This is a genomic window from Streptomyces sp. NPDC005648 (assembly GCF_040605395.1).
In the GTDB taxonomy this organism is placed as follows: Bacteria; Actinomycetota; Actinomycetes; order Streptomycetales; family Streptomycetaceae; genus Streptomyces.
Window position 1 is genome coordinate 40,844 of record NZ_JBEXCS010000054.1, and the last position, 21,616, is coordinate 62,459.

The 21,616-nt window shown below is 70.6% G+C and carries 22 protein-coding genes and 1 riboswitch; of the genes, 12 read left to right on the forward strand and 10 right to left on the reverse strand.

From position 1 onward, the window contains the following. Positions 1–5 precede the first annotated feature (5 nt). The 4 genes from ABZT17_RS27785 to fahA all read right to left on the reverse strand — a co-directional run bounded on the left by ABZT17_RS27785 (position 6) and on the right by fahA (position 3,583). Positions 6–233, reverse strand: a complete 228-nt coding sequence (locus tag ABZT17_RS27785; RefSeq protein ID WP_016437651.1) for a ferredoxin family protein — start codon at positions 231–233, stop codon at positions 6–8. Positions 234–275: 42 nt separating this feature from the next. Then, positions 276–1,064 (reverse strand): GntR family transcriptional regulator, encoded by a 789-nt coding sequence (locus tag ABZT17_RS27790; protein WP_356352485.1) that lies wholly within the window; start codon positions 1,062–1,064, stop codon positions 276–278. Positions 1,065–1,216: 152 nt separating this feature from the next. Next, positions 1,217–2,158, reverse strand: coding sequence for a M56 family metallopeptidase (locus ABZT17_RS27795; protein ID WP_356352487.1), 942 nt, complete (start codon positions 2,156–2,158; stop codon positions 1,217–1,219). Between the two features lie 219 nt (positions 2,159–2,377). Beyond that, positions 2,378–3,583, reverse strand: a complete 1,206-nt coding sequence (gene fahA, locus ABZT17_RS27800; RefSeq protein WP_356352489.1) for a fumarylacetoacetase — start codon at positions 3,581–3,583, stop codon at positions 2,378–2,380. 212 nt (positions 3,584–3,795) lie between these two features. Between fahA and ABZT17_RS27805 the strand changes: the two genes are divergently transcribed. The 3 genes from ABZT17_RS27805 (at position 3,796) to ABZT17_RS27815 (ending at position 7,394) form a co-directional block, all read left to right on the forward strand. Next, entirely contained in the window at positions 3,796–5,043 is a 1,248-nt protein-coding gene (locus ABZT17_RS27805; RefSeq protein ID WP_356352527.1) for an ATP-grasp domain-containing protein, read from the forward strand. A 90-nt stretch (positions 5,044–5,133) separates the two neighbouring features. Continuing rightward, positions 5,134–6,336, forward strand: a complete 1,203-nt coding sequence (locus ABZT17_RS27810) for an FAD-dependent oxidoreductase (protein ID WP_356352491.1) — start codon at positions 5,134–5,136, stop codon at positions 6,334–6,336. 254 nt (positions 6,337–6,590) lie between these two features. After that, positions 6,591–7,394, forward strand: a complete 804-nt coding sequence (locus tag ABZT17_RS27815) for an HAD family hydrolase (RefSeq protein ID WP_356352493.1) — start codon at positions 6,591–6,593, stop codon at positions 7,392–7,394. A gap of 47 nt (positions 7,395–7,441) precedes the next feature. Here the strand turns inward: ABZT17_RS27815 and ABZT17_RS27820 are convergent, their stop codons facing one another. Then, a complete protein-coding gene (locus ABZT17_RS27820) occupies positions 7,442–7,924 on the reverse strand; it encodes a transglycosylase SLT domain-containing protein (protein ID WP_356352495.1) in 483 nt (160 codons plus the stop codon). 6 nt (positions 7,925–7,930) lie between these two features. Continuing rightward, positions 7,931–8,122: riboswitch (cyclic di-AMP (ydaO/yuaA leader) on the reverse strand. Positions 8,123–8,675: 553 nt separating this feature from the next. Here ABZT17_RS27820 and ABZT17_RS27825 point away from each other — a divergent pair. The 5 genes from ABZT17_RS27825 (at position 8,676) to ABZT17_RS27845 (ending at position 14,524) form a co-directional block, all read left to right on the forward strand. Then, positions 8,676–9,686, forward strand: a complete 1,011-nt coding sequence (locus tag ABZT17_RS27825) for a polyprenyl synthetase family protein (protein ID WP_356352497.1) — start codon at positions 8,676–8,678, stop codon at positions 9,684–9,686. Between the two features lie 250 nt (positions 9,687–9,936). Beyond that, positions 9,937–10,953: a CHRD domain-containing protein gene (locus tag ABZT17_RS27830; protein ID WP_356352499.1), complete on the forward strand. Its 1,017-nt coding sequence runs from the start codon at positions 9,937–9,939 to the stop codon at positions 10,951–10,953. A 290-nt stretch (positions 10,954–11,243) separates the two neighbouring features. Beyond that, positions 11,244–12,497: a sigma-E factor regulatory protein RseB domain-containing protein gene (locus ABZT17_RS27835; protein WP_356352501.1), complete on the forward strand. Its 1,254-nt coding sequence runs from the start codon at positions 11,244–11,246 to the stop codon at positions 12,495–12,497. Positions 12,498–12,609: 112 nt separating this feature from the next. Then, entirely contained in the window at positions 12,610–13,587 is a 978-nt protein-coding gene (locus ABZT17_RS27840; RefSeq protein ID WP_356352503.1) for an ABC transporter ATP-binding protein, read from the forward strand. Beyond that, positions 13,574–14,524 (forward strand): ABC transporter permease, encoded by a 951-nt coding sequence (locus tag ABZT17_RS27845; protein WP_356352505.1) that lies wholly within the window; start codon positions 13,574–13,576, stop codon positions 14,522–14,524. The genes ABZT17_RS27840 and ABZT17_RS27845 overlap by 14 nt, the downstream gene beginning before the upstream one ends. 31 nt (positions 14,525–14,555) lie before the next feature. Here ABZT17_RS27845 and ABZT17_RS27850 read toward each other — a convergent pair whose 3' ends face one another. After that, positions 14,556–15,152, reverse strand: a complete 597-nt coding sequence (locus tag ABZT17_RS27850; protein ID WP_356352507.1) for an NAD(P)H-dependent oxidoreductase — start codon at positions 15,150–15,152, stop codon at positions 14,556–14,558. A gap of 251 nt (positions 15,153–15,403) precedes the next feature. Between ABZT17_RS27850 and ABZT17_RS27855 the strand changes: the two genes are divergently transcribed. Continuing rightward, positions 15,404–16,651 (forward strand): tetratricopeptide repeat protein, encoded by a 1,248-nt coding sequence (locus tag ABZT17_RS27855; protein ID WP_356352509.1) that lies wholly within the window; start codon positions 15,404–15,406, stop codon positions 16,649–16,651. A 51-nt stretch (positions 16,652–16,702) separates the two neighbouring features. Here the strand turns inward: ABZT17_RS27855 and ABZT17_RS27860 are convergent, their stop codons facing one another. The 3 genes from ABZT17_RS27860 to ABZT17_RS27870 form a co-directional block, all read right to left on the reverse strand. Continuing rightward, on the reverse strand, positions 16,703–17,179 hold the full coding sequence (locus ABZT17_RS27860) for a VOC family protein (protein WP_356352511.1): 477 nt from the start codon (positions 17,177–17,179) through the stop codon (positions 16,703–16,705). Between the two features lie 36 nt (positions 17,180–17,215). After that, entirely contained in the window at positions 17,216–18,172 is a 957-nt protein-coding gene (gene rarD, locus ABZT17_RS27865) for an EamA family transporter RarD (RefSeq protein ID WP_356352513.1), read from the reverse strand. A 135-nt stretch (positions 18,173–18,307) separates the two neighbouring features. After that, positions 18,308–19,162 (reverse strand): SDR family oxidoreductase, encoded by an 855-nt coding sequence (locus ABZT17_RS27870; protein ID WP_356352515.1) that lies wholly within the window; start codon positions 19,160–19,162, stop codon positions 18,308–18,310. 90 nt (positions 19,163–19,252) lie between these two features. Here ABZT17_RS27870 and ABZT17_RS27875 point away from each other — a divergent pair, with 90 nt between their 5' ends. From ABZT17_RS27875 to ABZT17_RS27885, 3 genes are all read left to right on the forward strand, one after another. Further along, positions 19,253–19,669, forward strand: a complete 417-nt coding sequence (locus ABZT17_RS27875; protein WP_356352517.1) for a helix-turn-helix domain-containing protein — start codon at positions 19,253–19,255, stop codon at positions 19,667–19,669. Positions 19,670–19,971: 302 nt separating this feature from the next. Beyond that, on the forward strand, positions 19,972–20,550 hold the full coding sequence (locus ABZT17_RS27880) for a DUF6082 family protein (RefSeq protein ID WP_356352519.1): 579 nt from the start codon (positions 19,972–19,974) through the stop codon (positions 20,548–20,550). Between the two features lie 112 nt (positions 20,551–20,662). Next, on the forward strand, positions 20,663–20,905 hold the full coding sequence (locus ABZT17_RS27885; protein ID WP_356352521.1) for a hypothetical protein: 243 nt from the start codon (positions 20,663–20,665) through the stop codon (positions 20,903–20,905). Between the two features lie 70 nt (positions 20,906–20,975). Here ABZT17_RS27885 and ABZT17_RS27890 read toward each other — a convergent pair. Beyond that, the coding region (locus ABZT17_RS27890) for a thiamine pyrophosphate-dependent enzyme (protein WP_356352523.1) at positions 20,976–21,616 on the reverse strand (641 nt) is incomplete at its 5' end.

The window sequence follows — 21,616 nt, forward strand, 5'->3', positions numbered from 1 at the left end:
GCCTTTCACCGGAGCAGGTAGGGCATGTTGACCGTCACGGCTCCGGTGGGGCAGCGGGCCGCGCACGGGCCGCAGTACCAGCACTCGTCGACGTGCATATAGGCCTTGCCGCTGCTGTCGTCGATGGCGAGGGAGTCCAGCGGACACATGTCCACGCAGAGCGTGCAGCCGTCGATGCACTTCGACTCGTCGATGGTCACGGGCACGTCGGCCCGCTGGGGCGCCAAAGGCATGGCTGTCTCCAGGAAGGTCCGGCTCAGGGGTGGGTGAGCGGGTCAGAGGGAGCGGTGCAGCAGACCGCTCATGGTGATGCGGTCGCCCCGGAACCGGATGAACTCCAGGTCGACCGGGCGGCCGTCCGCGAGATGCGTGAGCCGTTCGAGCATCAGTACGGCCGCGCCGCGCGGGGCTTCCAGTACGGCGGCGGAGTGGGTGTCGGCGTTGACCGCCTCCAGGGTGATCTCGGCGTGACCGAGACGTTGGCCGGTGATGGCCTCCAGGAGCCGGAAGACGTCGTTGTTCTCCAGGTCGGCGCCGAGCAGGGCGGTGCCGATGTCGAGCGGGATGTAGGTGAGGTCGAGGGAGAGGGGCAGGCCGTTCAGCCTGCGCAGACGTTCGATGTAGAGGACGTCGGCGCCGGGCTGGACACGGAGGCGTTCGGCGACCGGGGCCGGTGCGGGGGCGGGGCCCATCGTGCGGACCTCGTTGGTGACCGTGCCGTGCTCATGGAGGGTTTCCGCGAGCCCCATCAGCCGGTCCAGCCCGTGCGGGTACTTCCGGGCGACGACCACGGTGCCCACACCGGGCAGCCGGTCCACGAGCCCCTCGGCCCGCAGCAGGTCCAGGGCCTGGCGGACGGTGTTGCGGGTGGCGCGGTAGTCCGTGGCGAGGACGGTCTCGTGGGGGAGGGTGCCGTCCGGAAAGCCGTCGGCCAGCAGCTGGTGCCGCAGCAGGTCGGCGAGCTGCCGCGCCTGATCGGCCCGCAGCCGACGCCGCGCCCGGTGGGCGGCGACGGTGGTCGCGCCCTGGCCGGCGTGGTCTCGGATGCGGTCGCTGGGTGGCATGTTTCGAACCATAGCGAGGCGGTAGGGAATGAAGTGTTGCGGGAGTGTTGCGCCACCCCGGGCTCCGTCGGATGAGCCGCTGACCTGGGGTTTCCGGTGGTGTGCGGGAAGATCTGCCACTCGGGTTTCCGGCCGGCGCGCGGTGGTGTCCCCTACGACAGCGCGGTGAGTCCCGGGGCGAACACGATCAGCAGCGGCAGCAGCGGAACCAACGCGGCGAGGGTCGTCGTGAGCGCCCGGTGCCGGCGTCCGAGACGCGGCGGAGGCTGCAGCAACCGGTCCACCCGCTCACCCAGCAGCCGATGGCTCGACGCACACGACAGCACACCCCGGTGCTGGTTCAGCTCGATCAACGCCAGCGCGGTCGTCAGATGCCCGCACCGCCGCGACGCCGTGTCGTCCGCCGCCAGCTCCACCAGCCGATGCGTCTGGTCGCAGAAGTGGGCGAACAACGGCACCCGCGGAAACCCGGTGGCCAGCGCGCTCGACAGATGCAGCAGCCAGTCGTGATGGGCCCGCGCGTGATCCCGCTCATGCGTGAGTACGGCGTCCAGCTGCGGGTCGGTCAGCCGATGCAGCGCGCCGGTCGTCACGACCAGCTGCGGCGGATGCCCCGGCATCCACCAGGCGTCGGGATACTCGTCCTCCAGCACCAGCAGCGGCCCCCGCGCCGCCGCCTCCAGCCCGGCGGGCAACTCGGGCGCCCGCTCCCGCAGATGCGCCCGGGTCACCCCGCGCCGTCGCCGCGCCTCGACCAGCTCCCGGGCGAGCATCGCGGTGGTCCAGGCGGCACCGCAGGCCAGCAGCAGAGTGAGGGCGGCCGCCCACACGGGCGCGGACGAGAGGTCGTACGCGGCGGTCACCGCGGGCGGCGCGGGCGCGAAGAGCTGGGCGCGTACGGTGCCGAACACGGCGGCCGCCCCCAGCGTCAGCGCCGTCACACAGCACAGCAGAACGGTGGCGACCAGGCACTGCCACACCCACAGCGCGACCACGGGCTCCCGCTCGGGCCAGCCGGCCCGGACCAGGGCACGCGGGACCGGCACGGCGGCCGTCAGCACGACGACACTCAGCAGGAGCAGGCAGATGACCATGCCGCGGGCTCCGGTTCCTGGTCGGAGGAAGGGGCGGGAACGGGCCGGCCGACCTGGGCCGGCCACGGCGCACGAGTACCCGCCGCCAGTATGACGGCGATACGGGCGCCAGTCAGGAGACGCGAAGGACCCACTACGTCATGTGAACGGGCCGTCACCCGACATCCGGCCCCCTGACCTCGACCGACCGTCACCCCGCCCGCGTCACGCCGCGGCTCCTCACCCCGCCACGATCCGCCCCACGACCTCACCGAGGCCCACCCGGCTCCCGTCCGCTCCAGGTGCCCAGGCCGTCAGCGTCACCACGTCGTCGTCCTCCAGGAACGTCCGCTTGCCCTCCGGGAGTTCCAATGGATCCCGTCCGTTCCAGGTCAGCTCCAGCAGCGACCCCCGCTGACCGGGCTCCGGCCCGCTCACCGTGCCGGACCCGTACAGGTCCCCGGTCCGCAGGGACGCGCCGTTCACCGTCATCTGGGCCAGCTGCTGGGCGGCCGTCCAGTACATGGTGGAGAACGGCGGCTCGGAGACGACATGGCCGTTGATCGCGACGGAGATCCGCAGGTCGTACCCACCGGGCTCGGCCTCCGCGTCCTCCAGATAGGGCAACAACGCGTGAGTGCGCTCCGGCGGCGCCACCCGCGCGTGCTCCAGCGCCTGGAGCGGGGTGATCCACGCCGACACCGACGTGGCGAACGACTTGCCGAGGAACGGTCCGAGGGGGACGTACTCCCAGGCCTGGATGTCCCGCGCCGACCAGTCGTTGAGCAGGCACAGCCCGAACACGTGCTCCCGGTAGTCGCCGAGCGCCACCGGCTCGCCGAGCGCCGTCGGCACACCCACCACGAAGGCGACCTCGGCCTCGATGTCGAGCCGCACGGACGGTCCGAAGACGGGCGCGGGGTCCGTCGCCGCCTTGCGCTGCCCGGACGGTCGTACGACATCCGTCCCCGACACGACCACCGTCCCCGAGCGGCCGTGGTAACCGATCGGCAGATGCTTCCAGTTGGGCGTCAGCGAGTCCGCGGCGTCCGGGCGGAAGATCTGTCCGACGTTCCGCGCGTGGTTCTCGGAGGAGTAGAAGTCGACGTAGTCCGCGACCTCGAACGGCAGATGGAGCCGCACCGAGGACAGCGGACGGAAGAACCCCTCGACCTCGCCCCGGCGCTCCGTCACCCAGGAGACCAGCGCACGCCGCACCTCCTCCCACACCTCGCGCCCCGCCCCGAGCAGCGGGTTCAGTGTCGGTTGCGTGAGCAATGACGCGTGCGGCGAGCCGAGCGCGCGGGCCGCCGCGCCCGCGTCGAGGACATGGTCGCCGAGCCGGACGCCGACGGTCCGCTCCGCCGTCCCGGGCACCGAGAACACGCCGTACGGAAGGTTGTGCGAACCGAAGGGATCGCCCTCGGGGACATCGAAGGGGGGCATGAATGCTGCCTCGCTCTCGTGCGTTCCGTGTGGTCAGGCCACACGTTACGGCTGAGTTGCCTGTCCTGGGCAGTGTCTAAAGAGTTTGCAATGTCCGAATTGGGCTTGTCGGACGTGGCAATTCCGGCTTAGCGTCCTTTGGGGGACACGGACGGGGTGGGTCCGGTCCGTAGGGGGGACGCGTGGGGGGACCCGTGGCCAGGACCAGCAGTGTGCCTTTCGAGGCCGACCGTGATGTGCCGGGCCTGATCGTCAAGTTCGGCGACTATCCGCTGCACCACGGCGGCGTGGGCGCCATACGCAGTCTCGGCCGCCTCGGCGTGCCCATGTATGCAATCACGGAGGACGCCTACACACCCGCCGCCTCCTCGCGCTATCTCAAGAAGGCCTTCGTCTGGCCGACCACCGGCACGGAGGACCCCCGCCATCTGGTGGACGGACTGCTGCGGATCGGCCGCCGCATCGGCCGGCCCACCGTCCTCGTCCCCACCGACGAGGAGGCCGCCGTCCTGATCGCCGAGCACCAGGACGAACTCGCCGGCCGCTTCCTGTTCCCACGGGTCGACCCCGCCCTGCCCCGCCGTCTGGCGAGCAAGCAGGGCCTGCACGAACTCTGCGTGGAACACGGCATCCCGAGCCCGACGGCCGCCTTCCCGCAGTCGTACGACGACATCGTGACCTTCGCCGAGAAGGCCCGCTTCCCGGTGGTGGCCAAGAACCGCGAGGCGTTCGTACGGCGCAAACAACCGGCGGTCAACGGCACGACCAGGATCGCCACCCGCGAGGGCCTGCTCACCCTCGCCCGCGACTGGGGCGAGCATCCCGGCGTGATCCTCCAGGAGTACCTGCCCCGGGAGGACGCCGAGGACTGGATCGTGCACGCCTACTTCGACCAGGACTCCACACCGCTCGCGATGTTCACGGGCGTGAAGGTGCGCTCCTGGCCGCCGCACGCCGGGATGACCGCCAACGCGTACGTCGTCGACAATCCCGAACTCGCCGACCTCGCCGCGCGGTTCATCAAGGAGATCGGCTTCACCGGCATCGTCGACCTCGACCTGCGCTTCGACCGGCGCGACGGACAGTACAAGCTCCTCGACTTCAACCCGCGCATGGGCGCCCAGTTCCGGCTCTTCGAGAACGAGTCGGGGGTGGACGTCGTCCGTGCCATGCATCTGGACCTGACCGGCCGCTCCGTCCCGGAGGGGGAACAACGCGCCGGTCACCGGTACATCGTGGAGAACATCGACCTGCCCGCCCTGCTTGCCTACCGCCGCAGCGGCTATACGACGCCGCACGCACCGGCGCGCGCGAGCGGGACGGAGCTGGCCTGGCTCGCGGGTGACGACCCGCTGCCGTTCCTCACGATGCTCGCGCGCTTCGTGCGGCCGGGCGCGAAGCATCTTTATCAGCTGTGGCGCACCAACCGCCGCGGCAGCACGACCAGTTCGAACAGCTAGCCGGCGGATTCGCCGCGACTGCGGTGCCGGCCCTGCCGGCTGTCCGAGCCGGACACGAAGTGACGAAGTGACGTCCTGGGGAGGGACTTCGTGATTGAACCGGTTGCAGTCATCGGCGCCGGGCCCTTCGGCCTGTCGACCGCGGCCCATCTGCGGGCCCGCGGCATCCCGGTGCGCGTCTTCGGCGAGCCCATGGTCAGCTGGCGCGACCACATGCCCGTCGGAATGCTCCTGAAGTCCACACCGGTGGCCTCCAGCCTGGACGCGCCGCAGCCCGGCCACAGGCTGGCCGACTACTGCGACGCCGCCGGCGTCAAACGCCTGGTGACGGACGAGGACATCATTCCGGTGGAGACCTTCATCGCCTACGGCGAGTGGTTCCAGCAGAAGCTGGTCCCCGAACTGGAGCGGGTGCGGGTGGTGTCGGTGGACGGCCGCAAGGGCGGCGGTTTTGAACTCAAGCTGGACTCCGGCGAGTTGTTCACCGCGCGCGCCGTCGTCGTGGCGACCGGCCTGTCCGGACTCGCCCACCTGCCCGCCGAGCTCGCCACCGCCGCGGCGGACGGACCCACCCCCACGGGCCCCGTCTCGCACAGCTCCCAGCACCACGACCTCACCCGCTACTCCGGCAAGGACCTGATCGTCGTCGGCGCCGGACAGTCCGCGCTGGAGACGGCGGCCCTCGCGGCCGAGGCGGGCGCGCAGGTGCGGGTGGTCTCCCGCGGCAGCGGCAGGGTCGCCTTCGGCGCGCCGCCCTGGAAGCAGCCCAGGCTGCGCCCGGAGTCGCCCTTCGGCCGCGCCTGGTCCCTGTGGGCCCTCAGCTACTACCCGCACCCCTACCGCTACCTCCCGGCCCAGACCCGCCACTACCTGGTCCGCCGTGTCCTCGGCCCGCTCGGCGCGTGGTGGCTGCGCGACCGCTTCGAGGGCAAGGTCCAGGTCAGCGAGGTCGACCGGATCGTCCGCGCGGACGCGGACGGCGACGGCGCCACACTGTCGGTCCGCACCCATGGCGGCCAGACCGAGAAGCTGTCGGCCGACCACGTCATCGCGGCGACCGGCTACCGGGTCGATGTCGCGGCGATGGACTTCCTCGGCCCCGAACTGCGCACCCATGTGGCCGTGAGCCGCGGGACGCCCAGGCTGGGCGCCGGGTACGTCTCCTCGGTCCCCGGCCTGTACTTCACCGGCCTCCCGGCGGCCGGCTCGTACGGCCCGGTGATGCGCTTCGTGTGCGGCACCGAGTTCGCCTCGCCGAGGCTCGCCAAGCATCTGGCGGCGGCGCACGCCTGATCCCCTCACCACCACGGCCCCCGATCCGTCAGTCCAGTGGGTGCGACGGAACCAGCCTCGCACCCACCACTGACAACAGCCCTCGGACGCGGCGCCGACGGGTCTCGAACGCGGCGTTGCGAGGGCCCGTCGGAGTCACCCGGTGACCACAAGGGTCCGTGGTGGTACGGAAGTTGACCGAGGGGCGACCGTGAACAAGGCGGTCGACCGGTTCGCGATGAGTCGGTGGTGCGTCCTGTCCGTATTCTCTGATCATGGCCGCACCCACCGCATATGCACTCATCGCCACAGACCTGGACGGCACGCTGCTCAGAGGCGACGACACGCTCTCCGACCGGTCCGTCGCCGCCCTCGCGCGCGTGGCGAAGGCCGGCGCCCGGCACCTCGTGGTGACCGGCCGCCCGGCCCCGAGAGTGCGGCCGCTCCTCGACGACCTCGGCAGCAGGGGGCTCGCGGTGTGCGGACAGGGCGCGCAGGTGTACGACGCCGGCGCGGACCGTCTGCTGTGGTCCGTCACCCTGGACCGGGAGCTCGCCGAGACGGCCCTCGGCAAGATCGAGGCCGAGGTCGGCCAGGTCTACGCGGCCGTCGACCAGGACGGCGTGGACGGCCTCACGCTCATCGAGCCGGGCTATCTGATGCCGCACCCCACACTGCCCGCGGTACGGGTCGAGCGCCGCGACGACCTGTGGTGCGAGCCGATCAGCAAGGTGCTGCTGCGCCACCCGGACCTGTCCGACGACGAGTTGGCGACCACCGCGCGCGCGGTGGTCGGTTCCCTGGCCACCGTCACCATGTCCGGGCCCGGCACCGTCGAACTGCAGCCATGCGGCATCACCAAGGCCACGGGCCTCGCCCTCGCCGCGGAACACCTGGGCCTGGGCCCACGGGAGACGATCGCCTTCGGGGACATGCCCAACGACATCCCCATGTTCGACTGGGCCGCCCATGGGGTCGCCATGGCCAACGCCCATCCCGAACTCAAGGCGGTGGCCGACGAGATCACCCTGTCGAACGAGGACGACGGCATCGCCGTCGTCCTCGAAACACTCTTCTGAACGGACCGAGCGGACCGACCCGAGCGGACCGGGCCGGACCGACGGGCTCAGTAAGCGCCGTACACGTTGTCGATCGAGCCGTAGCGCGCGGCCGCGTAGTTGCAGGCGGCGGTGATGTTGGCGACCGGGTCGTACGGATCCCACGCCGTGCCGCTGACGTGGTACGCGGCGAAGGTCGGGTCGATCACCTGGAGCAGGCCCTTGGAGGGGGTGCCGGCCAGGGCGTTCGAGTCCCAGTTGTTGATGGCGTACGGATTGCCGGACGACTCGCGGATCACGTTGCGGTAGATGCCGTCGTACGACCCCGGGATGCCGTGCTGGGCCATGACCTGCAGCGAGGCCCGGATCCAGCCGTCGAGGTTGTTGGCGTAGCCCAGCGAGGAGGCGGTGACCACGGACGTGGTGGCCGCGGAGGCGCTGGTCGCGCCGATGACCGGGAGGGCGAGTACGGCGGCGCCCGTGCCGATGACGGCGAGCTTGCGGGCGAGGCGGGAGCTTCTGGAGCGGCGGCGGTGAGCGGCAGCAGGCATGACGGGGTTTCCTCTCCGGCGCCTGCGAGGTGAGCTGTCGGGTTCGGGCGGGAGCTGCCCGGCCGTACCGTCGTAGGACGACACGACTACACCCCGAGCCGGTTCCGGAATGTCCGAAGACATCCAGGGTCGGCGACTTACCTGGGTCCCCCGCTCCTGCCGTGCGTTCTCGGTGGATGGTTCGGGCGGCGGCAGGATTAGGCGTCCGCCCGACAGGCCGGGAACGTATGCGAGAGCACATGTCCGGAACAAGTGCCGGATTCACACATCGGGCCGTTTGACCTCGGTGTGGGGTGTTTGGGGTGCTTGATCCTTTGCGGCCGCCAAGCCTCAACTGGCATGCCGGAAAAGGCGGATCGGCCGAAATGCACCGGAATGTGGATCATGACCCGAGGTGAGCCAAGTCACGGGCTTTCGCAAGAGTGGTAAATCGGGCAATGACCCCAACTCATAGTCAAATGCCAGTCGGTGGAATCCGCTCATCTCACGCGGACCGGCAAAAGTCCCCCGGGTCCGCCGGAGGGCGCCCGTGTGCCGCCATCACCCGGTCGGGTGATGTGTCGAGTGGATAAATATCCGTTGTTATCGGTCGATCAGAAACATACCGGGCGTGATCCGATACCGCCCCTGCTGGACGGGTGGGCGGCATGGGTGATCGAAAGGTGACCGGATACGCTGACTTGAGTGAAGGCAGCGACCTATCGACAAACCGTGTAACCGCCAGTAGACACCAGCAGACAGGAGACCCCTCGTGACCGTCGTCGGGCCGTTCGGGCTGAGCGTGCGGGACCAGGCTCTGGAAGCCGATGTCCAGGCCGGATTGGCGGCCGTCGAGGAGGGCTTGCTCGAGGCCACCAAGAGCGAGGTCCCCTTCATCACGGAGGCCGCCCAGCACCTGGTGCGGGCGGGTGGAAAGCGCTTCCGGCCGCTGCTGGTGATGCTTGCCGCCCAGTTCGGTGACCCCTACGCCCCCGGAGTCGTACCGTCGGCCGTGGTGGTGGAGCTGACCCACCTGGCGACGCTGTACCACGACGACGTCATGGACGAGGCGGCCGTACGGCGCGGGGTGGACAGCGCGAACACCCGCTGGGGCAACTCGGTGGCGGTCCTGACCGGCGACTTCCTGTTCGCGCGCGCGTCGCACATCCTGGCGGACCTCGGCCCGGAGGCCGTCCGGGTCCAGGCCGAGGCGTTCGAACGCCTGGTCACCGGACAGATCCTGGAGACGGCGGGCCCCCAGGACGGCCGCGACCCGGTCGAGCACTACCTGGACGTGCTCAGCGGCAAGACGGGCTCCCTGGTGGCGGTCTCGTGCCGCTTCGGCGCCATGATGTCGGGCGCCGACGAGACGGTGGTGGACGTCCTCACCCAGTACGGCGAGCGCCTGGGCGTCGCCTTCCAGCTCGCCGACGACGTACTGGACATCGCGTCCGACTCCCGCGAGTCGGGCAAGACGCCGGGTACGGACCTGCGCGAGGGCATCCCGACCCTTCCGGTGCTGCGGCTGCGGGAGCGGGCGGAGCGGCTGGGACTGGCCGAGGACATCGCCCTGCGCGAGCTCCTGGACTCCGACCTCACCGATGACGCGCGGCACGCCGAGGCGCTGGCCGGGCTGCGGGCGCACCCCGCGCTGGAGCAGGCCCGCCGGGACACCGTGCGGTACGCGGAGGACGCCCGCTCCGCTCTGGCGCCCCTTCCGGAATGCGACGCGAAGGCCGCTCTGGCGGAGATGTGCGACGCGGTGGTCCACCGGGCGGGCTGACCCCTGCCGCTGCCCTTTCGGTCCCCCCGGATGTTCATCTTCTGCACCCCCGTAGGCCCGAACGGACCTTGTCCCCGGCTGCCGGGACGGGCTGGGATTGCCGGGCCGGTGGTTACCGCCGACCGGCGACCGGCCCGCTGTGATGCACGTCACAAGCCTGGACTGAGTCCAATCTAAGATCCCTTCCGTACTCATACCCAGAAGGCCGACGCAGGGGGTGTCGGCCGGTCTACGGGGAGAAAACAACATCATGGGCAAGAACACGACGTTCTCGAAGCGCCGTAAGAGCCTGATCGTCACCGCCGTCGCGGTGGCCACCGCCGGCGGCGTCGCCGCGATGGTCATTCCCGCCTACGGCGCCACCGGCACCCGCACCGACCACGCGGGCCACGCCGGCATGAACGAGCAGGGCATCGTCACACAGAGCGGGACCGTCTCCGGCGGCACCGGAGGAACCCTTCTCGCCACCAGCCTGCGCGGCGCCAACGAGGTGCCCGTCGCCGGTGGCCCGGCCGTGGGCGACAAGGACGGCGCCGCACTCGAGTTCATCAAGGTCAAGGGCGACAAGGTGTCCGTCGCCGTCACCTGGCGCGGCACCGGCAAGCCGACCATGCTCCACATCCACCAGGGCGCCAAGGGCACCAACGGCGGCGTCAAGGTCGACTTCAGCAAGCTGCTCAAGAACAGCCGGCGCCACAGCGTCACCGGCACCGTCAAGGTCGAGGACCCGGCCCTGCTCGACGCGCTGAAGAACGACCCCGGTTCGTTCTACGCCAACCTGCACACGGCCGAGTTCCCGGGCGGCGCCGTCCGAGGCCAGCTCCACAAGGTCACCGTCGCCGCCTTCGACTTCCGTGACGCCTTCGACAACTTCCAGGCGTCCGTGGTCAAGGGCAGGCAGATCTACGAGTGCAAGCCCACCGACGCCGGCGGCTACGCCTTCGCCCAGCGCGACGTCAGCGCCCTGCTCGGCGGCGGCATCCGGCACTCCTTCGTCGCCCCCAACTCCGGTACACCGCAGTGGGTCGCGCCCGACGGCAGCGCCGTCACCGGAGCCGTCCAGTCCAAGACCCCGAACGGCAACGGCAACATCCCCGAGCTCGACCTCAAGGCCACCCGGTCCGGGAAGCACCACGGCCTGCTCGCCGGCACCGCGGAGATCCTGCGGCTGAACACCGTCGGCGGCGTCGCCCCGACCGGCTCCTGCGAGCCCGGCACCATCGTCGGCGTCCCGTACTCGGCGGACTACGTGTTCGTGCAGGGCTGACACGGGTACGTGTTCGTGCGGCACGGACACGGGAGTTGAGGGCCGGCAAGGCCTGCTCGGGCGGTGTCCTCCCCCTGCGACCCCTACGGATCGGGGGAGGCGCCGCCCTCTCGTGTCATACCCCAGGTGTACATGGAGTTGCCTCCGCGGTCTGACGCTTCTCCCTGGCCGATTTGGTGAACTGGAGACAACGGAAAACACCACTCCTCACCGATTCGGGTGAGAATGGCGGCTACGGGGTGGATGCACGGGAGTTGAAAGCCGCCGCCGACGACGGAGGTAGCGCACACATGGCACCGTACGAATCCGACGACAGCACGAGCGCCGGGGAGGTCGACGACCTGGGCACCGGCCGGCGCAAGGCAGCGCGGTACGTCGTCCCGGTCGCGGTGGTGGGGGTGGCGGCGGCGACCATCGGCCTCGTCCCCGCGCTCGCCGACTCCGGCGACCCCAACCTGCCGAAGATCAGCGCAGAGCAACTCATCGAGAAGATCGCCAAGTCGGACGTGCAGCAGATGTCCGGCACCGTGAAGATCACCACGGACCTGGGCCTGCCCGACCTCGGCGGCCTGGAGAACAGCCTGGTGTCCGGCGCCACCAAGGGCTCCGGCTCCGGCGACGGAACCTCCGCCGACCCCACGGCCAAGCTGACCGAACTCGCCTCCGGCACCCACACCTTGCGCGTCGCGGCCGACGGCCCGGACAGGCAGAAGCTCTCCCTGCTGGAAAACGCGGCGGAATACAGCCTCATCCACAACGGCAAGGACGTCTGGGGCTACGACAGCCAGTCGAACGAGGTCTACCACTCCACCGCACCGGACAGCGCCTCCGCGAAGAAGCGGCACGAGGAGCCCCCGGCCACACCCGACCAGCTCGCCAAGGACGCCCTCAAGGCGGCCGACGACACCACCTCGATCACCGTCCAGGGCACCGCGCAGGTCGCGGGCCGGGACGCCTACCGCCTGGTCATCAAGCCCAAGGACGCGGGCTCGACGGTCGGTCAGATCACCGTCGCCGTCGACGCGAAGACCGGGCTTCCGCTGAAGTTCACGCTGACCCCGGCGAGCGGCGGCGCCGCCGTGATCGACGCCGGCTTCACCCGGATCAGCTTCTCGAAGCCCGCCGCCTCGACCTTCGACTTCAAGGTGCCCAAGGGCGCGAAGGTCACCGAGGACAAGCAGTCCGACCACAAGTCCGCCCCGCTCGAGGGTCTCAAGGGCGACGACAAGACCGGCGGGACGGAGAAGAAGGGCAAGCCCGGCGAGGACCACGCCAAGGGCCCCGACGGGCTGAACGTCCTGGGCAAGGGCTGGGACTCCATCGCCACCTTCGACACCGGAGGCAAGGGCGTTCCGTCCGGCTCCGGGGCCGGCGGCGACTTCGGCGGCTTCCTGGACTCCCTCGGCGACAAGGTCACCGGCAAGTTCGGCTCGGGCACGATCTTCAAGACCCGTCTGATCAACGCCCTGATCACCGACAACGGCAAGGTCTACGTCGGCGCGGTCACCAAGGACGCCCTGGTGAAGGCGGCGAACGCGGGCTAGCGTCACCCACCCGGGTGAACGCGGAGCGGCCGGGAACCTGCCGGGGCGGCGGTTCGTCATCACTGTGAGTAATCACAGCGCGGGGCCGTACGAGCAGGAATCGAGGAAGCCGATGGACGACGAACCGTCCACCACGGAGCCGAAAGAGAGCGAGCCGGGTGACAGCGTCATCGCCACCCGGGCGCTCACCAAGCGCTACCGCGGCGGACAACTCGCCGTCGACGGCCTGGATCTGACCGTCCCGGCGGGCAGCGTCTTCGGCTTCCTCGGTCCCAACGGCTCGGGCAAGACCACCACCATCCGCATGCTGATGGGCCTGATCGAACCGACCTCGGGCTCGGCGCGCGTCCTCGGCCGCCCCATGCCCCGAGCCTGCCGCACCGTCCTTCCACACGTCGGGGCCCTCATCGAGGGCCCCGCGCTGTACGGCTTCCTCTCCGGCCGCGACAACCTCGTCCGCTACGACGCCGCCGACCCGACCGCCGACCCGCGCACCCGGCGTGCCCGCGTCGCCGCCGCGCTGGACCGGGTGGGTCTGTCGGCGGCGGCCGGCAAGAAGGCGAAGGCGTACTCGCTGGGCATGAAGCAGCGCCTGGGCCTCGCCGCCGCCCTGCTCCAACCGCGCAGACTCCTGGTCCTGGACGAGCCGACCAATGGCCTCGACCCCCAGGGCATGCGCGAAATCCGCTCCCTGGTCCGGGAGCTGGCCTCCGACGGCACCACCGTCTTCCTCTCCTCCCACCTCCTCGACGAGATCGAACAGGTCTGCACCCACGCCGCGGTCATGGCCCAGGGCCGCCTCATCACCCAGGGTCCGGTGTCCGACCTGGCATCGGGCGCCCGCAGCCGCCTCGCCATCACCACCCCGGACACCGCGGACGCGGCCCGGATCCTCAAGGAACAGGGCGCCGCGGATGTCGTGATCACGGAGGACCGGGTGACGGCGGAGCCCCCGGAGCGCGACCTGGCCGACATCAACGCGGCGTTGGTGAAGGCGGGCGTGCGAGTCCGGGCCTTCGGTCTGGAGCGCGCCTCACTGGAAGACGCCTTCGTGGCCCTGACGGGGGAGGGCTTCGATGTCGCAGGCTAGCGAGAACACCGGGCAGGGGACCGGGGCCGTAGCCGATGTGCGGCTGCCGGAGGCGGGGCGTGACCGGTCCCCCCTCACCACCGGCCGCCGAACCACCTTCCTCGGCACCCTCTTCCGCAACGAACTGCTCACCACGTTCCGCCGCTGGCGCACCCTCGCCCTGCTCGCCGTGCTCGCGGCGGTTCCCGTCCTCATCGGTATCGCGGTGAAGATCGAAACCGACGGGGACCCGACCCGCGGCCCGGGCGGAGGCGACGGAGGAGGCGGCCCCGCCTTCATCTCGCAGATCACCAACAACGGCCTCTTCCTGGTCTTCACCGCCCTCGCCGCCACCCTCCCCTTCTTCCTCCCGATGGCGATCGGTGTCATCGCGGGCGACGCGATAGCGGGCGAGGCCGGCTCCGGCACCCTGCGCTACCTCCTGGTGGCACCCGCCGGACGCACCCGCCTGCTCCTCACCAAGTACGCGACGGTGATGGCGTTCTGCCTGGTGGCCACCCTCATCGTGGCCGTCTCCGCACTCACCGTCGGCGCCATACTCTTCCCGCTCGGCGATCTGACCACGATCTCCGGCACCCGGATCAGCTTCGCCGACGGCCTCGGCCGGGCGCTTCTGATCGCCCTGGTGGTCGCCGCGTCCCTGATCGGCGTCGCCGCCCTTGGCCTGTTCATCTCGACGCTCACCAGCAGCGGTATCGCGGCGATGGCGACGACCGTCGGCCTGCTGATCACCATCCAGATCCTCGATCAGATACCCCAACTGCACACCATCCAGCCGTACTTCTTCTCGCACTACTGGCTGTCCTTCGCGGACCTGATGCGCGACCCGGTCTACTGGGACGACCTGCAGAAGAACCTCGGCCTCCAGGCCCTGTACGCGGCGGTGTTCGGGTCGGCGGCCTGGGCGAGGTTCACGACGAAGGACATCACGGCCTAGGCCCGGGCCGGCCGGTTGGGCCCGGCGGGTTTCAGGCGGCCTCGGACCACTGGTGGGGGAACCGGGCGGGCGGTGCCTCCTGGGCGAAGAAGGCCTTGGCCCGGGCCAGCGCCTCGGTGTCGTTCAGTACGTCGCCGCGCCTGCTGCCGTTGCCGAGGAGTACTCCGCCGAAGCGCATCCCCAGATACGCGGCCGAGTTGTTGAGGGTCCCGATCAGCGGGTCGGCGACCGAGAACTCGGTGTCGGCGAGAGCGGTGACGCCCCAGAGCGTGCGGCTGGCCATGGCCGCCCTGAAGTCGAGACCGGGGGTGCGCAGCCAGCCGGACCAGTAGTCGAGGTAGCGCTTGGTGAGGCCGGAGACCGAGTACCAGTACAGCGGGGAGGCGATCACGATGTCGGTGGCCGCGAGGGTGGCGTCCAGAAGCAGATCGGGGGCGCTGCCCGTCGGCGGCCGCACATGGTCGCTGTCGCGCCGCAGGTCGACGAAGTCCGGCAGCGGCTGCTCGGCGAGGCCGACCCACTGCTGCTCGACGTCCGCGGGCAGTTGCTCGGCGGCACGGCGGGCGAGCAGCTCGGTGTTGCCGTCGGTGCGGCTGCTGCCGAGGACGAACAGGAAGCGGCGCGACATGGATCCCCCAGATGGACGGCGAGGTGCAAGGGACGGTGTGGAGCAATAACAAGCATCTGCATTATATGCGCATGCATTCACCTGTCCAGGGTGCGTCCGGGCGGGCATTGGTGCCGGATCACTGGAACGAGGCTGTGACCTCGTGGTGACATGAGAACTGCGGGTGAGCGGAGAGACTCCACCATGAGCGTGATGAACGGATCGTGACGCGCTGACCGCCGGTTTTTCGGCAGATCCGAGTGAGGGCACATATGTCTCGACCCAGCCGGGAGAAGAACCGGGAGCAGTGGCCCCCGGAGCCCTCGGCCATACTGGCGGCGGCGCCGATCGACGTGCTCGTGCCCGCCGCCGGTCCGGACGCGGGAGGGGCGACGATAGGCGGTGTGCCCCTCGCGGTGGCCGACGGCGAGGACGTCCAGCAGGCGGTCCTGAGCCACCTCCACCGCATCGCCCTCGCCACCGGCCACCCGGTCCACGCCTCGATCCACGACGAGCGGCACGCCTGTGTCGTCCCGCTCCAGGTGAACCCGGACGGCTCAAGCCACCTCACGGGCGCACCGGCGCCCGCGCGGACGCCCGCCCCGCAGGACTTCGCACCACAGCCCCCGGAGGAGCGGCCGGCCCCACCGGCACCGCCGGCACCGCCACCGATGCCGGCGGTCCCTCTCGGCACGGTCGCGCCTCCGACGGGGGTGTTCGGCCCGCCTCCCGTGATGGACGCCGTACCGCCCGCGGACTCCGTACCGCCCATGGATCCGGTAGCCCCCACGCACGGTGCGGGCGGGGTGCGCGGAGGGGACGAGGCCGTATGGCCGGAGGCGCCCGTCGCGGCACCCCTGGACGCGCCGACCCCGCGCCTCACCCCCATCTACTCCAGTCCGTCGAGCTCCCCCGACACCTCGCTGCTGCGCCCCCTCCTCCCGGCCCTGGAGGCCGATCCCGACCCCAGGCCCACGTCCACCGCCCCCACCCCGGCGCGTGGGTTCGACGCGGTGGCGGAGGCCGTACTCGGGGACGAACCGCCCACCGTCCCGGCCTTCCTGATGGAGCCGATGGTGCGGGTCAACGAGGCCGTGCGGGCGGGGCGGATAGCGGAGGCGGCCGAGCTGGCCGACGGGGTCGTCGCGGAGGCGTCGGCGGTGCTGGGGGCGGAACACCCCGAGGTCCTCAAGGTGCGTGAACTGACCGCGTACATCTCCTACTTGGCGGGTGAGCCGGTCCGCGCCTTCCAGGTCTCGCTCGACCTCGCCCGGATCCACCGGCGCACTCGGGACGCGGAGGGGGCGTACGGCAATGTGCAGAGCGCGGCGTCCGCCTGGCGCGCCGTGCGCGACCCGGAGCTGGGGCTGGCGCTGGGACACGACCTGATCGGGCTGTGGACCGAGCTGGTCGCCGAGGACGGTCCGGCCGCGCAGGACGTCGAGCGGCTGGAGTCGGCCCGCACCCGTATGGGCCGACTCACGGAGCGCGCCCGCAAGGCGGCCCAGCGGTCGGGCTGACCTCGGAGCCGGGTACCGGTACCGAGGGGGCGCGGCCGGGCGCGCGGTGGCCTACTGCACGCAGAACTCGTTGCCCTCCGGGTCGGCCATCACCACCCACTCCCCGGCGGGCTCCTTCACTCGCCGCAGCACACTCGCCCCCAGCCCCGTCAGCCGCTCGACCTCCTCGTCCCGCCGCCCCTGGCCGGGATGCAGATCCAGATGCAGCCGGTTCTTCACGGTCTTCGCCTCCGGTACCCGCTGGAACAGCAGCCGCCGCCCCAGCCCCGTACCGCTGTCCTTGTCGTACGGGTCCTCGGGATGGCGTACGGCGATCAGATCCCGGAAGGCCGGCCGGCCGCGAAAGTCGACGGTGGCCTCACGGGGCACGGCTCCGACCTCCAGCAGCCGTCCCACGAACGCGCCGTTGTCCTCGACCTCGTACCCGAGCGCGGCGGCCCAGAAGTCGGCCTGCGCATGCGGATCGGCCGCGTCGATGACGAGCTTCCAGTGGATGGGGGAGGGGGTTGGTGCGGGCGTCTGCGTCATTGACCACTTATAGCGGCCGCCACTGACAGTCAGGCGTCAGACGTCCACCGAAGACGACGGCACCGCGGTGACCGTCGGTACATCCAACTCCCGCTCCCGGCCCGGCCTGCGCACGGTGCGCCACGCGTCGGCGGTCAGCAGGCACAGGGCGCCCCACACCAGCCCGAACCCGGCCCACCGCTCCACCGGCATCGCCTCGTGGAAGTAGAGAACCCCCAGCAGGAACTGGAACACCGGTGCCAGATACTGCAGCAACCCCAGCGTCGACAGCGGCACCCGTATCGCCGCCGCCCCGAAGCACACCAGCGGCAGCGCGGTCACCACGCCCGTCGCCGCGAGCAGCGCGCCATGCCCCGCCCCCTCGCTCGCGAAGGTCGACTCCCCCCGCGAGCTCAGCCACACCAGATAACCCAACGCCGGCAGGAACTGGATCGCCGTCTCCGCGGCCAGCGACTCGATGCCGCCGAGCCCGACCTTCTTCTTCACGAGGCCGTAGGTGGCGAAGGAGAAGGCCAGGGTGAGGGAGATCCACGGCGGCTGCCCGTACCCCACGGTCAGCACGATCACCGCGGCGAACCCGACACCGACCGCCGCCCACTGCACGGGCCGCAGCCGTTCCTTCAGCAGCAGCACGCCCATGGCGATGGTGACCAGGGGGTTGATGAAGTACCCGAGCGACGCCTCGACGACATGGCCGCTGTTCACGGACCAGATGTAGACGCCCCAGTTGACGGTGATCACCGCCGCCGCCACCGCGACGAGCCCCAGTCGCCGGGGCTGCCGCAGCAGCTCACCGGCCCAGGCCCAGCGTCGTACGAAGAGAAGTGCGACGGCCACGACAGCCAGCGACCACACCATGCGATGGGCGAGGATCTCGACCGCCCCGGCGGGCTTGAGCAGCGGCCAGAAGAGGGGGACCAGACCCCACAGCCCATAGGCCGCGAAGCCGTTCAGCAGGCCTGTCCGCTGCTCGCCCTTCGACTTCTCGCTCACAGGCACCGCCCTTCCGCCGCGCTCGCCCCGTCGCACACCCGTGCAGCCACGAAGGTAACGCCGAGCGCCCCCGCCTGTCATGCTCGTATCGCCATACGGTCATGACAGGCGGGGGTGGGTCCCGCGGCAGGCGGGTCAGCCCTTGACGGCCTCGGCGATCGCGTCGGCGATCCGGCTGGTCGGGCGGCCGGCCAGGCGGGACAGGTCACCGCTGGAGACCTCCAGCTCGCCCTTGGCTATCGAGGCGTCCACGCCGGCGAAGATCGCGGCGAGCGGCTCGGGCAGCCCGGCGCCGGTCAGGATGCCCACGAGGACCTCCTCGGGGACGGCGTTGTAGGCGATGTCCTTGCCGGTCGCCTTGCTCAGCTCGGCCGCGTACTCGGCGAAGCTCCAGGCCTCGTCGCCGCCCAGCTCGTACGTCTTGTTCTCGTGCCCCTCGCCGGTCAGCACGGCGACCGCGGCGGCCGCGTAGTCGGCGCGCGAGGCGGAGGAGACGCGGCCCTCGCCGGCGGCGGCGACCACGGCGTTGTGCTCCAGCACCGGCGCCAGGTTCTCGGTGTAGTTCTCGTGGTACCAGCCGTTGCGCAGCAGCACGTACGGGACGCCGGAGGCGACGAGGACCTCCTCGGTGGCGCGGTGGTCGTCGGCGAGCGCGGCCGTGAGGGAGCCGACGGCGCTGGTGTAGCCGAGCAGGGCGACCCCGGCGGCCTTCGCGGCCTCGATGACGACCGTGTGCTGCTGGACGCGGCCCTTGTCGAACTCGTTGCCCGAGATGAGCAGCACCTTGTCACCGGCGGAGAAGAGGCTGTCGAAGGTCTCGGGCGCGTTGTAGTCGGCGACGGCGAGCTTCACGCCACGCGCGGCGAGGTCGGCGGCCTTCGCCTCGTCCCGTACGACGGCGGTGATCTGCTCCGCGGGAACCTTCTCCAGCAGCTGCTCCACGACGTGACGGCCGAGGTGTCCGGTGGCTCCGGTGACGACGATGCTCATGATTGACAACTCCTTGTGGGGTGCGTTGCCACTAACCCTAGGTTGTGCGCTAACTTCTCGAAAGTACCCACTTTGAAGTAAGGTACTGGCATGGCCGTAAGCACCCAGGAAGCCGCCCCGAAGCCGGAAGGCCTCACCAAGTACGACATCACCGGCGAGGCGATGTGCCCCCACCGCGTCGTCCTGGAGCACCTCACCAGCCGCTGGGGCGTGCTGGTGCTGATCGAGCTCCTGGACCGCCCGTACCGCTTCAGCGAGCTACGCCGGGCCATCGGCCGGGTCAGCGAGAAGATGCTCACCCAGACCCTGCAGACCCTGGAGCGCGACGGCCTGGTCCACCGCGACGCCAAGCCGGTGATCCCGCCCCGTGTCGACTACTCCCTGACCCCTCTGGGCCGCGAGGCGGCGGAGCAGGTGCGAGCGCTGGCGGTGTGGACCAAGGACCGGATGGGGGCGGTCGAGGAGGCGCGCGACGCGTACGACGCGGCCAAGCGGGCGCAGGGGTAGCGGGGCACCAGGGGCGGAGCCGACCGGAGCGGCGACGGCGGTGACGGCGCGCGGACGGGGGTCGAGCAGGGACGACGCGTCCATGCATGCGGGCCGCCCGCGGGTGGCGGGCGCTCGCCGGGCACACGGGAGTCAGGACCGCGACGGGTGCGGGCGGCGCGTCCCCCTGTGCGCCCCCTCTCCGCCTCCCACGTCGCCTTGGGCCGCCGGGCACGCTGGAACGCGGGGCTCACGCCCTGCCGTGCACCGGCCCGTACCACCGGCGCCGTGCGCGGTCACCCGATCCAGGGGGATTCCTCGAGATGGCTCTACGGCGGAACACGGCCGCACGAAGTATCGGTTCTGCAGTGCTGGCGGGACTGGGCCTGATGCGGGTGTCCTTCGCCTGGGGCGCCCGACGCCGACGCCAGGAACAACTGCTGGCGGAGCTTCTGGAACAACTCGCGCTGATGACCGAGGAGATCCACCGGGCCAACCTGATCCAGTACTACCGGTTGTTCGAGGATCAGAACTACCGCAAGCTGGACGACCCCACCCTGGCCGAGGCCTCGAGCACCCTGGGCGGCCTCTCCGACACCAGGCGCCGACAGATGATCTTCGCCAACCAGCAGTACGGCTCCCTGGTGCTCGCGCACCGGGTCGGGGCACTCGGCTGGGACGAACTCCTCGGCCACCTCAGGGTGTTGTGCATCAACGCGGTCTTCGCGGAGTACTGGGACCGGACCGTGGAGCACCGGCGGAGTCTGCCCCCGGACTCCGTGGAGGCGAAGATCGGCGCCGCCGTCGACGTCATGATGGAGGAACTCGCCGAGGATCCGGACGAGTGGTGGGTAGTGGGCTCCGCGCCTGCGCCGGAGTCCGAGCCCCCGGCGCGCAGTTGAGCGCAAGCCGCACATCTACTCCCATGAGTGGGTGTGAGCGCAGGTCACACGGGTGATGCTCTCGGCGTTGACTGTGACTCCGGGAGGGGACGCTCAGTTGCCTGATGAATCGATGTCCGTGCGGATAGCCCGCCGTCTCGGCGATCCACCCACCATGAGGGGCAGCCACACCTCCGAGACCTGCCCCGACCTCTTCGAGCTGACCGATGGCAACTTCGCCGTCATCGGCACCGAAGCCACCACCGCCCTCGACCCCCACCTCCCCCCTGACGCAGCCCGCGCCGACTACGAGCGCATCGTCGTGATCACCCGCGAGACCCTCATCCGCGCCAAGAAGGACATCCCCGACGTGTGACCCTCCATGCCGAGGGCCCGGATGCCGTACGGCGATTCCGGGCCCTCCGCAGCAAGTCGAACCGCCGGCCTCAGCCCACCACGGTCCAGGTGTCCCCACCCGCGAGCAGCTGCCCCAGGTCACCCTTGCCGTGCTGTTCGATCGCCGTGTCGAGCTGATCCGCCATCTGGGTGTCGTACACCGGCCGGTCCACGGACCGCAGCACACCGATCGGGGTGTGGTGCAGGGTGTCGGGATCGGCGAGACGGGAGAGCGCGAAGGCGGTGGTCGGGGACGCGGCGTGAGCGTCGTGGACCAGGATCTGAGACTCGTTGTCCGCGGTCACGTCGACCACCTTCAGGTCGCCGGTGACCACATCCCGGACCACACCCCGGGATCCTCCCCCGAAGCGGATCGGCTGCCCGTGTTCGAGGCGGATCACCGCCTCCTCCGCCTGCTGCTTGTCCTTGAGGGCGTCGAAGGCGCCGTCGTTGAAGATGTTGCAGTTCTGGTAGATCTCGATCAGCGCCGTGCCCGGATGGGCGGCCGCCTCGCGCAGCACCGACGTGAGGTGCTTGCGGTCGGAGTCGATGGTCCGGGCGACGAAGGACGCCTCCGCGCCGATGGCCAGCGACACCGGGTTGAAGGGCGCGTCCAGGGAGCCCATCGGCGTCGACTTGGTGATCTTGCCGACCTCGGAGGTGGGGGAGTACTGCCCCTTGGTCAGGCCGT

Bases quoted from the DNA above. Each gene is read 5' to 3' on its own strand.
- ABZT17_RS27820 (WP_356352495.1), bottom strand. From the start codon at position 7,924: ATGCCTGCTGCCGCTCACCGCCGCCGCTCCAGAAGCTCCCGCCTCGCC.
- ABZT17_RS27815 (WP_356352493.1), top strand. From the start codon at position 6,591: ATGGCCGCACCCACCGCATATGCACTCATCGCCACAGACCTGGACGGC.
- ABZT17_RS27855 (WP_356352509.1), top strand. From the start codon at position 15,404: ATGTCTCGACCCAGCCGGGAGAAGAACCGGGAGCAGTGGCCCCCGGAG.
- ABZT17_RS27795 (WP_356352487.1), bottom strand. From the start codon at position 2,158: ATGGTCATCTGCCTGCTCCTGCTGAGTGTCGTCGTGCTGACGGCCGCC.
- ABZT17_RS27785 (WP_016437651.1), bottom strand. From the start codon at position 233: ATGCCTTTGGCGCCCCAGCGGGCCGACGTGCCCGTGACCATCGACGAG.
- ABZT17_RS27880 (WP_356352519.1), top strand. From the start codon at position 19,972: ATGGCTCTACGGCGGAACACGGCCGCACGAAGTATCGGTTCTGCAGTG.
- ABZT17_RS27885 (WP_356352521.1), top strand. From the start codon at position 20,663: ATGTCCGTGCGGATAGCCCGCCGTCTCGGCGATCCACCCACCATGAGG.
- ABZT17_RS27870 (WP_356352515.1), bottom strand. From the start codon at position 19,162: ATGAGCATCGTCGTCACCGGAGCCACCGGACACCTCGGCCGTCACGTC.
- ABZT17_RS27875 (WP_356352517.1), top strand. From the start codon at position 19,253: ATGGCCGTAAGCACCCAGGAAGCCGCCCCGAAGCCGGAAGGCCTCACC.
- ABZT17_RS27830 (WP_356352499.1), top strand. From the start codon at position 9,937: ATGGGCAAGAACACGACGTTCTCGAAGCGCCGTAAGAGCCTGATCGTC.
- ABZT17_RS27790 (WP_356352485.1), bottom strand. From the start codon at position 1,064: ATGCCACCCAGCGACCGCATCCGAGACCACGCCGGCCAGGGCGCGACC.
- ABZT17_RS27850 (WP_356352507.1), bottom strand. From the start codon at position 15,152: ATGTCGCGCCGCTTCCTGTTCGTCCTCGGCAGCAGCCGCACCGACGGC.
- fahA (WP_356352489.1), bottom strand. From the start codon at position 3,583: ATGCCCCCCTTCGATGTCCCCGAGGGCGATCCCTTCGGTTCGCACAAC.
- ABZT17_RS27840 (WP_356352503.1), top strand. From the start codon at position 12,610: ATGGACGACGAACCGTCCACCACGGAGCCGAAAGAGAGCGAGCCGGGT.
- ABZT17_RS27835 (WP_356352501.1), top strand. From the start codon at position 11,244: ATGGCACCGTACGAATCCGACGACAGCACGAGCGCCGGGGAGGTCGAC.
- ABZT17_RS27845 (WP_356352505.1), top strand. From the start codon at position 13,574: ATGTCGCAGGCTAGCGAGAACACCGGGCAGGGGACCGGGGCCGTAGCC.
- ABZT17_RS27860 (WP_356352511.1), bottom strand. From the start codon at position 17,179: ATGACGCAGACGCCCGCACCAACCCCCTCCCCCATCCACTGGAAGCTC.